Raw genomic sequence first — 12,026 nt, 5'->3', positions numbered from 1 at the left:
AAGTGAAACAACGTAGTCTTTACTCCACCGACCACAGGCCCGTCAGAGAAGTCGTACTGTGCCCACTTGCCAGGCTCTGGGATCCAGGGCCAATACACCCGCGCGTTGGCTCGTCGGTACCGCGCCTTCTCCTTGCGGACTGCCCTGCGAGTCGTGCGCTCTGAACCGGTGAACCCGATGGCGACAAGACGCCGATGGATGACGTCAGCTCTGACCTGGCCCTTTGACTCCTCAACGAGAGAGGTGACAAGAACCAGATGTTGGGGTTCAAAGAGAGATGATCGTGGTTCGCGCTCACCACTCGCTCAGAGATGAGAGCATCGAGACCAAGCTTGGAGGCAAGAGTGGAGACCAAGAGAAGTCCCGCATTAGCGACCAGATTCTCATCGTCGAAACTGACTTCGATACCTTCTGGAGTCTGGTAAGATCGTGTCACAGAAAGTGTTCTCCTTGGTTGGTAGTTTTGGCTGCTTTCTAACTCCTATTCTACCAGCTCAGGGGGCACTTTCTTCAGTTTTGGGGGACTAATTCCCAGAGTCGGTCGGTGCTTCTAGGTTTAGACAATGGACTGCGAACACATGGCGAAGATCATGCACTCGTGGCCCCTGTCCACGGCCACGATGTGGGATCCGAGCCTGCCAGAGAAACTGCCGGAAATAACTGTAGATAGTGCGTACACTATAAGCCATCCCAGCAGGTCCGGGGAACAAGGGCCCCTCAGGACCAAAGATAAGTTCCAGTTTCCCGAGGTAGAGTTCCATCCGCTCCAACAGCACCGGATGTATTGGAATACAGCGTTCCTTGTCGAGCTTCGCTTGGCGAACATGCAAGGTGCCGTTACGGAGATCGAGGTCGCTTCGCTGTAATGCCAGCGCTTCTGCAATCCTCAGTCCTGTCCCGTAGAGCACCCGGAATAGCACAGGCAGTACCAGGTCCCGGTAAGGGGAATTGCTATCGGGCTGACAAGCGTCGGCTGCGGAGAACAAGGCCGCCAGCTCGACTTTAGAGAAAATATATGGAACATACCTAGAAGCTGATCGATCTGTAGCTTGGGTCGGGTACACGAAGGCGGGGCAGCCACACTTACACACGTAGCGCCCCAGAACCCGCATCAGTGAGATTCGGCGCTGTCGATTGATCTCAGTTTCATGAGCTTGCTCGACAGTCCAGGCGTGGACAAGCTCTTGTGGCAACGCTAGGTCGTGATGTTCTACCGCTACACAGAAACGGTCAAATCTGGCAAAGTCGCGCACTTCTTTGTCGTAGTGATAGCCGATACCCCGCTTCTCGCAGATCAAGTCATAGATGATGGGTTCCAGAACGCTGGTAAAGGTTGGCTCGTTAGAGGTCAGCATATTCAAATACCTCCTCCGGATTAAGAGCACAGCGTTCCAGACCGTTTCGATCGACTGCCAGGTACACCTGAGTGGACTGCGTACTGAGATGTCCTAGAATTTCGGCAATAATAGGAAGTGGCGTGTCATGTTGGAGCAGGGTGCTGGCAAGCGTATGCCGGAGTGCATGGAGGCCACGACCCCCGGCAGGTGGTGTAATTCCAGCCTGCCGGGCGTACTTTGTGAATGTTGTGCAGGTTGGCATGTAATCCGAAAGCCTCGAACGGTGCGAGATGCCGGACAAACAGCTGAGGACTGATGGTTGATGGTCGGCCATGTTTGAGGTAATCGATGATAGCCCAGCCCACGTCATCCAACAACGGATACTCGATTGGACGGCCGGTTTTCTGTTGCACCCAAGAAATGGTCTTCGCGTCCCAGTGTATAGCCGACAAGGTCAAGGTTCTGATATCACCGACACGCATTCCGAGTCGAGCTGCCAGGAGTAAAATGGCATAATCGCGTTTGCCAGTCGGATTCCCCCGGTCTACCGCTCCGAGCAGTCGTTGGACTGAATCTGCAGGCCAGACCTTTGGTAACCGCTCATAGCGTCCCGAGCGAATACGCGGGACGGTTGGGCTCAGATCATCGGCATGGAAGCCAGCCTGGTAGAGAAACCGTAAGAAGGTTCGAAGATTGGTAAGAATGGCTAAGACCGTTTTCGGGTGATAATCCATCAATGTGGCGACAAACCGCGATATGTGATGCGCCGTCAGGGTATCAAGGGTAACCTCATTCGCTTCCAAGTATGTGAGAAACAAACGCTCCCTGTCTCTCCGAGCACGTTCGGCGGTTTTAGAATAGCCTCGCCGCCCACATTCAATGGTAAAAGCGTCAAATGCGGCACGAAACGTGGATGGCACCTCGTAGGGCTGATTTCTTGATCGGCGGCGGAGAACTGTACCGTGGAGTTGCATATCACTGAGCGATTCCAGATAGCGCACCATCGGGCGGAACTTCCTCGGGACCGGTTGGGTTAATTCAGGCCAAGCACACCCATAGGTGGCCTCAAAGAACTGTCGACCGAATGCTTCCGAATAATGGCTAGTACCCTGGGAACTGGCATAATGCAGAATACGACGGTAGTACTTGCGGTACTCGTTTTGGGTACTTTCCATATAGTGGAGTCTCTGCAACTCCGCTAACACGCGGTCCACCAATTCGGGAATCGGGATGGATTCGGACATAACATAGCCTCCTTATGGGATTGATGAGCCAGGTGGCTCGTTCCCATTGTGAGGCGTTATGGTGAGTAATGCACGTCAGAGAGCATCGATGGACAGGGAGAATAGGTGACAACTCACCATAACTCCTAGCTCCACATAATTGCCATTATGTAGAGCTCCACATAATGGCAAGAGTTACCTTGCATGTGCACTGGCCTTTGCTGGGATTCGATCGGGTCATAGGAGCGCCGGGATAAACCGGCAAGGAGGAGATGAAAGAGCTCTACATCGAAGGTTTAGCGAACCACGATGACCCCGAGTCATACGTCCACGTTCGTGAGGGCGTTGGCGAAGCGTTGACAGGGGCACGTGCAGGCCGGGCTATTGAGCCGCGTAATCACGGAGTCCGGGGTGCCGACGTCGTCTATGAGATCGGAAGGCAACATCACCAGCAGCGCTATCGCGAGTTGTTGGTGGGCCCCGCGCGGTCTTAAGAACCATGGCATGCACGCAAACCTCTGAGCGCTGGAACCGGGAGGTCCCGCACTTGCCCGTTGGGTTGATCACCAGACGGGCCGCTTAAGGGAAGACCAAGGTCGTACGCCTCCAGATGAACGAGTGCGGGAAGTCAGACAACTCTAATATTACCTACGAAGCTACCGAACAAAACCGGGGGACCGGTTGCGGAGGTGGTGGAGGGAAGGGGAACACGACCAACCTAACACGCCCCGGACCCAGTGCCGCACAAGGTGTGTCAAACGGGTGCGATCGTGTGCGCGAAGTAGCAAGAAAGGATAAGGATGCAAAGTTCACCCCACTGTTGCACCACATCGACCTGGACCGCCTAGAGGTCGCCTATCGGGCGATTAACCAGGAATCGATAGGGTGACATGGCACTCCTACGAAGAGAATCTGAGGCAGAACCTCGAAGATCTTCTCCCAAAGAGTCCACAGCGGTGCTTACCGGGCAAGCCCCTCGCGGAGGGTATACATACCGAAACCGCCACGGGCGACAACGCTCGCTCGGCATCGCAACGCTGGAGGACAAGATCGTCCAACGTGCGGTGGTGGAGGTATTGAACGCCATCTACGAGGAGGACTTTCTCGGATTCCGACCAGGGCGCAGCCCGCATCATGCGTTGGATGCACTCAGTGTCGGGATCTCGGAAAGAAAGGTGAACCCCGGTGCTCGACGCTGATATCAGCGACTTCTTCTCCACGTTGGATCGGACGTGGTTGAGGAAGTTTCTTACAGCATCGCATTGGGGACAAAAGGATCCTGCGACTCATCGACAAGTGGTTGGCCGCAGGAGTCATCGAGGATGGGAAGTGGTCAGATCAGCACAGGGTGCATCGGTTTCACCGCTCTCCGCCAACATGTACCTTCACTATGTCTTTGACCGCTGGGTCCGACAGTGGAGGCAGAGACACGCACGAGGCGACATGATCGTCTCGAGGTTTGCCGATGACTTCGTGGTCGGATTCCAGAACCTTGGTGATGCAAGGCAGTTCCTTCATGATCTTCGTGAGCGATTCGCGAAGTTCAACTTGGAACTGCACCCGGACAAGACCCGCCTCATCGAGTTCGGTCGCTTTGCGGCGTCGAACCGGAGAGAGCGCGGCCTCAAGAAGCCAGAGACCTTTGACTTCCTAGGCTTTACCCACATCTGTGGAAGGACTAGGGACGGGCGTTTCTGGCTCCGGCGCGTCACCATCGCAAAGCTACTGCTGGCGAAGTTGAAGCAGGCAAAGACCGAGCTTCGACGACGCAGACATCGCTCCATCCCCGAGCAGAGGCAATGGCTGGCGAGCGTATTGAGGGGACACATCAACTACTACGCAGTGCCAGGCAGCATCGACGCGGTATCGGCCTTTCGTGACCAGGTGATACGACTCTGGCGAGAGACGCTTCGGCGTCGAAGCCAGCGCAGCTGAATGACCTGGGAACGTTTTAGCCGGATCTCCGATCGATGGTTGCCCCCTGCGAGCATTGTGCATCCCCACCCAAGCGTGCGCTTCGCTGCCAGGACCCAAGGCGCAGAGCCCATTGCGGTAGTCGCCCACGATGGGATCTGTCCGGGGGGCCGCCTGTAAGGGCGGTCCCTACCGGGATTGCCCTACCCGGAACGATCAACCCCCTGAACTGGGAGTTCTGGGGTGGGGATCGAAAGATGCACTAGGTGCGGGGTCAAAGAAGGAGGACGGAGTTAAGGAACGAGGACGGAGTCCTCCGCGAGTACCTGAGCGCAGCGCCTTGAAGCCGTGCAGCCCCGTGTGATCCTGGGACATGCTCGACCCCACACTCCTACGAGTGGACGTCATGGTGCCGTTATGACGTCATAACGTAGTAATGGTAGACTTAAGATATGGCAAAGAAGAAGACGACTATCTACCTCGATCCGGACGTACTCACGGCGACGAAGGCTGCTGCGCTCACCTCCAACCGGTCCGAGAGTGCTGTCATCGAGGACGCGCTGCGGTCATATCTTCGAAGCGGCCACGCGGATGCGGCGTGGGATGGGCTCAGAGAGCTGCTGGAGCGTGTGGGGTATACGAGCGACCTTGACGAGGATGCAGCACTCGCTGAGGCAGTGACCGAGGTGCGTGCGGTCCGTCGAGAGCGGCGGGCACGAACGGTGAGCGGTGAGTGAGCCGCGCCGCATTGTCCTTGACACGAATGTCTTCGTGGCGGCCGTCACGTCGCGCGAGGGCGTGTCCGCCCGCTTGCTCCTTGGAGCAATGGCTGGGCGATTTCAGCTCGTTGCCTCGCCGTTGCTACTCGCAGAGCTGGCAGACGTGCTTTGCCGCCCGAAATTCCGGCGGTATCTGAGTATCGAGGACGCACACCTGTTCGTGACTACAATCCGAGAGTTGGCAGTCATCGTGGACGATCCTCCGGAAGAGGATGACCCCATCACCGGTGATCCCGATGATGACTTCCTCGTCCTCCTGGCGGAGGCAGCAGGAGCTGATGTGCTGGTATCGGGGCACCCGGATCTCACCGCGGTGCAGCGTCTGGGACTTGTGGTGATGAGCCCCCTGACGTTCCTGGAGACAATGGGCCGCGCATGACGGAGGGCGTTACGCTGCCGGGGCGCTCTCTTCGGGGAGAGCGCCTGGAGCCGATTCGAGTGAGCGACAGTGCATCGGGTGCTGCTGCAGTCGGTGAGCTGTCACTGGCGAGCCAGAAGCTTGCCTTCAATGCCACGGACGCGCCCCTTATCATGGTACTGGCATGCGAAGTTGGCCAGCGAACTCCGGAGGAACCTGTCGTAGAACTCGACGTGGCCCGTGCTGTTGGAGGTGACCCGGACCGTCGCAAAGGACTCGTCGGATGCGGTCTCTCACAGCCCTGAAGTGGCGACGATGCGCCCGATGAGGGTCATCTGGTTGACCGAGTCTCCCCGGCTCTGCCTGGATGTCGCCTTCGAGCCGGGGAGATTTGAAGAACTTGCCACGCCTCCAAGCAATCCCTGACAGATGGCTCACCGATCTATACGATCCCCAGACTCGTTCAATCGTCAGCGCGTCGCGTACTGTACAACGGAACTGGCATCAGCCCTCACGAGTTCAGCAGTAGTCTCCTCGCCGATCTGCGAGACGAGTTCCTCGGTCGCCGAGTGGTAGATGCTCGTGGCCCGAGCTACCGCCTTGTCTGGCGCGGCAATGGTGGTCTCCCGGGATCCCCTCGCAGCGACGCGACGCTCTGTGACGATGAGTGCCCCATGTATCGCGCAGTTGTCAGCTCTTGCATCCTCCTGCAGGATCGCCCGTTGTGCATCCGTGGGTTTTGATGCGATGGTGATACCTCCCTAGTCTCTCGTGGGCTCCACGCTCGGTCCTCTCATTTATGCGCCATCACGTTGGAAGGCGGTCAGTTGCGTTGTACCATCCGTCCTCAGGACGCGGCATGGGTGTTCGCAGTAGCACGAACAATTGTCGAGAGTCGACGTACTGAGAGACCGGTCAATTTGTTGGCAAGTGCTGAGGGCGTGGTGGAGAGCAGATCAGCAGTAACTATGGCTAAATCGGTGGTGGCTCGATCGACCTCGACCTGTGCAGTAGTGATCGCCCCGTCCCACCGCCGATCGATCGAGGCGATGATGTTGCGGTTGCCGCCAGAGCAGATCTTGTGATCACCTTTCCAGGTGAGACGAGCACCCAAGACATGATCAACTGCGTTGAAAAAGCAGTCGTGAGCTGATCGAGCCAAGACCAGTGGTGGAACTGCACGCGGGGGATGGTTGCGTTAGGAGTACATACGGTCCCAATTTGAGCCAGGCTACCTGAAGTGTCATCACTCCGTCCTTGCCGACGGGCGTACGCTACTGAAACATCGCTATCCAAACGGGGGACTTCTCTATCAAGCACGCTAGCGTCTCCGTGAACTGGACTCTGACCGGCTAGCTTTCGTGAGCTAGCCGGTCGGTCGATGTCATCTGAACTCCTTGTCCGCTGTGACATACGGAACCCGTCCGAGCTTCTGGACGTACGTGGATCTGGGCTACATTGGTCTGATGAGACCAGAGAAGGCATTCGCTCGCCAATGGTCCGGCGTTGGACTGGGGTTGATAGGGTGACGGGGCATCGCCGATCACTGGTGCTGGGCCTGGTTGCGCTGTTGCTGACCATCGGCGGACTTGGGCTTGTGCTCGTTCGATCTCATCGCAGAGTGGTAAGCAAGAGGCCGCTCACGTCGATCGAGGTGCGTACGATTCGCAACTCGACGTCGACGATAATGAGTGCGGTAGCCGCAGGTAACCTTGCTTGCGCATCAACGACCTGCCTGGTGGCGACCGAGCGCGGATATTCGGATTATTCCCAGCTTTGGGTCCGACGTGCCAATCACGGGGAGTTTTCACTGGTTCCCTCGTTGATGGGGTCACAGCAGATGGTTGAGAGCACCACGTGCGCGAGTGCACAAACCTGTTACGCCGTGTTAGGAAGGGGGCTTGCTGGAGGAAACCGGGAGCTCTACGTTACGAACGACGCTGGTCGAACGTGGAACAGCGAACCAGTAACGGCTGGCTTTGAGCCTAGCTCGGTGAACTGTCTACTGACGGGTCCCTGCTGGGTGACGGGTGTGCGTAATGGCCAACCGATGGCGTGGACTTCACGGCCTTCCGCGACTGCTTGGTCTCCCATATCACTTCCCCACGAGCCCGCACCCGCTCCTGAACAGATCGATTCCAACTCCATTGCGTGCGCCACTCCTTCTGCCTGTGTCGACATTGTCACCATTCCCGGTGCCATGATCGGTGATCAGGAGCTCTTATTCGGGGGAGTTGCGACCGGTTTTCACCGCGTTCTTGCGTCGGAGCAGGTTCAACCTGATCTGATGGCGGGTTGTGATGATGAGGCTTGCTACTGGACCGCGGCGCTTGCACCACCATCCAGCCATACGATTGTCATCAATGTGGTCTATGCGAATGGAACGACTGCGGCACTGAGCACCTCTGTCGCGTCGGGGACGTTCGTACGCGACCTGAGCTGCAGTGCCACGCGGTGCATTGCCAGCCTGTCTACGAACAAATCCACCATAACCTTCCTCCTGGTCGGAAAACGTCTCCGAGGCGCGAGTGTGCCAAGCGGGTCAGCAGTTGACCAACCATCGCTTGGCTGCGTGCGTACCTCAACGGCGTGCCTCTTGACGTTGGGTTCGACGACGACCACGATCCCTCGGTTGACCACGCTGACAAGAGTAGGGTTCGGGATTGGGTCAGGGTTGTCCTTCTCGTCAATACCCCAGGCACCAGCACTCGCCAACGGTGTCCAACTTGCCTCCTGTGACGGCGGTTCGTGTGAGACGCTCCGAGCATTTGGAGGTCATCTTGTGCTTGCAGAACTCGTGCCTAATCAAGGTAGGGTAGTACGTTCCGTACAGGTCCATGATCCAGGAGCCGGTATTGCCGTCATCACGCCGATCGCGCTGACGTGTCCTGCGGCGAATCATTGCGACGTCATTGCGCAGGAGGGGAGCGGCTCGTATCAACTGCTCTCGATCAACCCATTGACGGGCAAAACCACTGTCAGAACGCTCCGTATCGGTGCCAGTCCGTTGGGACTCTCGTGTGTAACACCTCGCGATTGTGTCATGGCGATGAGTGGTATCAGTCACCATTTCCAGTTCCCCGTGCTGTGGACCGATGATGCGGGTTCGAGTTGGCACCAAGCTCAGGTTTCACATTTGCGAAACGATCTCTCAATAGGCGCGGTCACCTGTATGGGTCGTGGCGATTGCGTTGCCATGGGTCAGCATGATTTTGTCGACGGCTATGGAACCTTGCGCCCATTTGTCGCACGGAGTAACAATGGGGGTGCTACGTGGGAGTTGGTGCGGCTTGCGGGTAACGTTCCCTATTCTCTCCCAGGCCCCGGGCTCTTCACGGTTGGGTGCTCACTCACCGGGGGCTGTGATGGCGTTGTTGCGACGAGTCAGTCTACGTTGACGATTGGCGGTCAACCCCTCACAGGTTCGTGGAAGGTTCGCTCACTCAAGCTGCACCCAGTGAGTTCACAGTCGACACCGGAGGCTGCATCGATTGCGTGTGGGCAGCAGCACTGTTTGGTAACCATGACTATTAACCCTGAGAATACGGCGGGGGGTCAAGCTCCCCGGTTGTCTGTGCAAAGCGCGGTAATTAGCCCTAGTCTGGAGGCCGGACCTGTACTCTTGAACAAGCTCCTGGTCAACGGCATGCTCACGTACTCTGGCGTGGTTCATCGCTATCTCGAGACGAACGCTATTCGGAATGGCTGGGTCACACTCATTGCCGGTTGAGTGATCGTTGGGATCGTGAGGGACCGGTTGCACGCGAGGATCTTGTCGGTGTTCGGCGCACGCTGGAAGTGCGGGTTTTGGCAGCCACAGCTGACGATCTTCTGCGATCAGGTCGCTCACAGGGATGGCTGCTGTGGTGCCGAGAGTGGTCTTGGGGTGGGGAACGAGCTGGTGATGAGAGACGGAGGCGCTCCGGTAGAGGGTCGTGGGGTCAGAGATGCGTTGGTTGGCGTGTGGCAGGGGGGCCTACACTTCGATACCTTCAAAGTTTGTCATCGAGGTTCCGGTAACCGGACAGACTCTACGGGCTGAAGAGCCCTTTGCACGTTCTGCGGTCGTGGCTCGGCAGTTGGCGCCACCTGGGGTGGCACTGGCCAGCGGGTCGCGATTGCGCTTGGTGATTCTATCGATTTCACGGTCACACTGAAAGGGGTCCCATCCGTTGGTCCAACAATATGGTAAGTCGCGTACCCGCAGGGTGCGGGTCTCTTTCTCGCACTCTCAGTTCAACAAATCGGTCGCTCGGACGAACAAACTCGGACGAACAAAGAAGTGCGAGACGGTACACTCGGACTCATAATCTTATGGGTTGCTCTCTCGGGTACCACCCCTGCACCCCTCAGCTACTCAACCTCGGAATGCGTGCCTCTCAGTAGACTCCTCCCGACCGCCTGCACTCGCGCGTGCCTATTGCAGGATTGTCCCGTCAGGCGAGCGCTCGGCGATACCGAACCTCGCGTACCGTTATTTTGCCGATCGTCTCTTGCTTCACGCCTTGGTCCACGGCCCATCCGTTGGCCTCGTAGAACCTGCGAGCTCTGTCGTTGCTGTCTAAGACCCAGAGAGTGGCTTCACGGAAGCCACAGGCCACTAGCGCATCGATGCTACTGGACAGGAGTTCGCCTCCAACGCCTTGGCCCCAGTGCTCCGGGCTCACATACAGGCACCGCAACTCTCCGACTCCGTTGGCATCTCGCGACTGTCCAACGCTGGCAAAGCCGAGAACAGTATTGGGCTGAACTTCAGCTATGAAGACGGATTCATCGCTTGCGAGGGGTCCGTTCAGATACCGTCTCCAGTTTGCCCCGCGTTGAGCGGGATCAAGGGAATCGAGATCGTCCTGTGCAAGCACCCCTCGATACGCAGCTTGCCATGATGCGACATGAACCCTTCCGATGCCGAGTGCGTCGCCGGGCTTGGCGTGACGTACAGGCATAGTAGCACACCTCCTCGTCCCTTCGCGGTACCAGGGTACCAACCTTCGTGCCATGCCCTGCAGCACCTCACTCTAGCCAAGTGTTACGTGCGTCTACAAGCTCAGACGTTATAGGTAGGGGTTGAGAGACGGCCCATGTCACATGAGCGAGCTCACGATAGCTAGCCGGCGGAGGTCGGCTCCAAGGAGTCGAGTGCCTCGGAGCGAGTCGTCTCAGCCAGGGTCCGCTTCAATCGTCACCGGATCCCCGTCTTTAATGGTGCTACTCGAGCGAACTCTCGCATGCAACCAGAGCCGTCCGCTTCGTTTGGCACATAAATGAGAGGCCAAGAGGGAGGTAACTAGAAGGCCGCTGTATCGACCTGACCAAGCGATAGGGACACCCTGGGATCGGATTTTGTGAGTACCATATCGCCAACTGCCAAAGAATACTAGGCTTCGGTGAATGTCGACGAACATTCCCATCCAGGCCATAGACGACGGTGTCTGGGTCCACACGAGTGACCGCGAGATGACGACGAGCACCATCGTTGCGCTCGATAACACCAGCTGCATGCTCATTGACCCGGCGATTACCCCATCCGATCTCGACGTGATCGCGGACTTCGTTGAGGAGAGAGGCCTTCGGGTCACGCTTGGATGGTCGACGCACGCCCACTGGGACCATGTCCTCTGGTCAGCGCGGTTCGGGGTTGAGGTCCCGCGGCTCGCTGTTTCTGCTAGCGTGGATACCTGTAAGGCCGAGTTAGCAGAGCTCCACGAGTACATCTCTCAGCAATGCCCTGGTCACGACGTAGACTTATCCGGCCTCCTCACGACCTGGTCCGATACTGAACCCCTCTGGCCCGTGAACTGTCAGGTCATCGAGCACCGAGCCCATGCGCCTGGGCATGCTGCGCTCTGGATCACCAACCGGCAAATCCTCGTAGCGGGGGACATGGTGTCTGACATCGAGATCCCAACGCTCGACCTTGAGCAGTCCGACCCGCTCTCCGATTACTTCGCCGCCCTTGATCTGTATGCACACTTCCTTGACTGGGTTGTTACTTTCATCCCGGGCCACGGAAGACCGGGCGACCAGGGTGAGCTGGATCGACGTATCACCCTCGATCGAAGATACCTAGACGACATCGCAACAGGTGCAAGTACGAGTGACGACCGTATCCGGGCACAGTGGCTCAAGGAGCACCACGAACGCCAAGCCGCCTGGGCGAAGGAACAACGTTGAAGCAACACGAGGCAACCGACCCATCTCAGCCCCAACCAGCTAATGCCACCCTGCTGCTAGTGCTCTGAAAGCTACGAAACCGTGCTGACCGGCACCGAGCGTTCGGCACTCGATGAGGCCCGATATCATGGCGTGTTTCGATGCAGGTGGCCTAAGGGAGCGGGATGAACAGTTAGCGATTTCATGGTAGTCCATTCCATCGCCTCGCAAGACCACTAAGCGGCTTGCTCCGGGGCACCTG

The 12,026-nt window shown here is 57.7% G+C and carries 13 protein-coding genes and 1 pseudogene; 8 read left to right on the top strand and 6 right to left on the bottom strand.

The features are described from left to right. The 4 genes and pseudogenes from M7Q83_RS13225 to M7Q83_RS13215 form a co-directional block, all read right to left on the bottom strand. Window positions 1-239 (bottom strand): annotated as a pseudogene (locus M7Q83_RS13225) (IS21 family transposase); the annotation flags it as partial. Window positions 240-524: 285 nt separating this feature from the next. After that, window positions 525-1,355: a tyrosine-type recombinase/integrase gene (locus M7Q83_RS13220; RefSeq protein ID WP_298339777.1), complete on the bottom strand. Its 831-nt coding sequence runs from the start codon at window positions 1,353-1,355 to the stop codon at window positions 525-527. Then, the gene (locus M7Q83_RS14380) at window positions 1,342-1,599 is read right to left on the bottom strand and encodes a tyrosine-type recombinase/integrase (protein ID WP_366526422.1); all 258 of its coding nucleotides are present in this window, start codon (window positions 1,597-1,599) and stop codon (window positions 1,342-1,344) included. Before M7Q83_RS14380 ends, M7Q83_RS13220 begins: the two co-directional genes overlap by 14 nt. Further along, window positions 1,481-2,581, bottom strand: a complete 1,101-nt coding sequence (locus M7Q83_RS13215) for a tyrosine-type recombinase/integrase (RefSeq protein ID WP_298339775.1) — start codon at window positions 2,579-2,581, stop codon at window positions 1,481-1,483. Before M7Q83_RS13215 ends, M7Q83_RS14380 begins: the two co-directional genes overlap by 119 nt. A 251-nt stretch (window positions 2,582-2,832) precedes the next feature. Here M7Q83_RS13215 and M7Q83_RS13210 point away from each other — a divergent pair, with 251 nt between their 5' ends. The 6 genes from M7Q83_RS13210 (at window position 2,833) to M7Q83_RS13185 (ending at window position 5,916) form a co-directional block, all read left to right on the top strand. Then, window positions 2,833-3,054, top strand: a complete 222-nt coding sequence (locus M7Q83_RS13210) for a hypothetical protein (protein ID WP_298339772.1) — start codon at window positions 2,833-2,835, stop codon at window positions 3,052-3,054. A gap of 462 nt (window positions 3,055-3,516) precedes the next feature. Next, window positions 3,517-3,759: a hypothetical protein gene (locus M7Q83_RS13205; RefSeq protein ID WP_298339769.1), complete on the top strand. Its 243-nt coding sequence runs from the start codon at window positions 3,517-3,519 to the stop codon at window positions 3,757-3,759. Continuing rightward, complete coding sequence (locus M7Q83_RS13200; protein WP_298339765.1) at window positions 3,746-4,495, top strand: reverse transcriptase domain-containing protein; 750 nt, start codon at window positions 3,746-3,748, stop codon at window positions 4,493-4,495. The genes M7Q83_RS13205 and M7Q83_RS13200 overlap by 14 nt, the downstream gene beginning before the upstream one ends. A gap of 431 nt (window positions 4,496-4,926) precedes the next feature. Then, complete coding sequence (locus M7Q83_RS13195; RefSeq protein WP_298339762.1) at window positions 4,927-5,211, top strand: CopG family transcriptional regulator; 285 nt, start codon at window positions 4,927-4,929, stop codon at window positions 5,209-5,211. Beyond that, window positions 5,204-5,632, top strand: coding sequence for a putative toxin-antitoxin system toxin component, PIN family (locus tag M7Q83_RS13190; protein ID WP_298339759.1), 429 nt, complete (start codon window positions 5,204-5,206; stop codon window positions 5,630-5,632). Before M7Q83_RS13195 ends, M7Q83_RS13190 begins: the two co-directional genes overlap by 8 nt. Further along, on the top strand, window positions 5,629-5,916 hold the full coding sequence (locus M7Q83_RS13185; RefSeq protein ID WP_298339756.1) for a hypothetical protein: 288 nt from the start codon (window positions 5,629-5,631) through the stop codon (window positions 5,914-5,916). The genes M7Q83_RS13190 and M7Q83_RS13185 overlap by 4 nt, the downstream gene beginning before the upstream one ends. A 542-nt stretch (window positions 5,917-6,458) precedes the next feature. Here M7Q83_RS13185 and M7Q83_RS13180 read toward each other — a convergent pair. After that, window positions 6,459-6,773 (bottom strand): hypothetical protein, encoded by a 315-nt coding sequence (locus M7Q83_RS13180; protein ID WP_298339753.1) that lies wholly within the window; start codon window positions 6,771-6,773, stop codon window positions 6,459-6,461. 219 nt (window positions 6,774-6,992) lie between these two features. On the opposite strand from M7Q83_RS13180, the gene M7Q83_RS13175 reads away from it, so the two are divergent. After that, on the top strand, window positions 6,993-9,341 hold the full coding sequence (locus M7Q83_RS13175) for a hypothetical protein (protein WP_298339751.1): 2,349 nt from the start codon (window positions 6,993-6,995) through the stop codon (window positions 9,339-9,341). Between the two features lie 706 nt (window positions 9,342-10,047). Here M7Q83_RS13175 and M7Q83_RS13170 read toward each other — a convergent pair. Beyond that, window positions 10,048-10,557 carry a GNAT family N-acetyltransferase gene (locus M7Q83_RS13170; protein ID WP_298339748.1) on the bottom strand — a complete coding sequence of 170 codons (510 nt, stop codon included), beginning with the start codon at window positions 10,555-10,557 and terminating at the stop codon, window positions 10,048-10,050. A gap of 445 nt (window positions 10,558-11,002) precedes the next feature. Between M7Q83_RS13170 and M7Q83_RS13165 the strand changes: the two genes are divergently transcribed. Next, window positions 11,003-11,785: an MBL fold metallo-hydrolase gene (locus M7Q83_RS13165; protein WP_298339745.1), complete on the top strand. Its 783-nt coding sequence runs from the start codon at window positions 11,003-11,005 to the stop codon at window positions 11,783-11,785. The last annotated feature ends 241 nt before the right edge of the window (window positions 11,786-12,026 follow it).

Source organism: Ferrimicrobium sp. (genome assembly GCF_027364955.1).
GTDB lineage: Bacteria > Actinomycetota > Acidimicrobiia > Acidimicrobiales > Acidimicrobiaceae > Ferrimicrobium.
This window is presented reverse-complemented; position numbering and strand designations above follow the sequence as displayed.

Bases quoted from the DNA above. Each gene is read 5' to 3' on its own strand.
- M7Q83_RS13170 (WP_298339748.1), bottom strand. From the start codon at position 10,557: ATGCCTGTACGTCACGCCAAGCCCGGCGACGCACTCGGCATCGGAAGG.
- M7Q83_RS13195 (WP_298339762.1), top strand. From the start codon at position 4,927: ATGGCAAAGAAGAAGACGACTATCTACCTCGATCCGGACGTACTCACG.
- M7Q83_RS13165 (WP_298339745.1), top strand. From the start codon at position 11,003: ATGTCGACGAACATTCCCATCCAGGCCATAGACGACGGTGTCTGGGTC.
- M7Q83_RS13220 (WP_298339777.1), bottom strand. From the start codon at position 1,355: ATGCTGACCTCTAACGAGCCAACCTTTACCAGCGTTCTGGAACCCATC.
- M7Q83_RS14380 (WP_366526422.1), bottom strand. From the start codon at position 1,599: ATGCCAACCTGCACAACATTCACAAAGTACGCCCGGCAGGCTGGAATT.
- M7Q83_RS13210 (WP_298339772.1), top strand. From the start codon at position 2,833: ATGAAAGAGCTCTACATCGAAGGTTTAGCGAACCACGATGACCCCGAG.
- M7Q83_RS13215 (WP_298339775.1), bottom strand. From the start codon at position 2,581: ATGTCCGAATCCATCCCGATTCCCGAATTGGTGGACCGCGTGTTAGCG.
- M7Q83_RS13185 (WP_298339756.1), top strand. From the start codon at position 5,629: ATGACGGAGGGCGTTACGCTGCCGGGGCGCTCTCTTCGGGGAGAGCGC.
- M7Q83_RS13175 (WP_298339751.1), top strand. From the start codon at position 6,993: ATGTCATCTGAACTCCTTGTCCGCTGTGACATACGGAACCCGTCCGAG.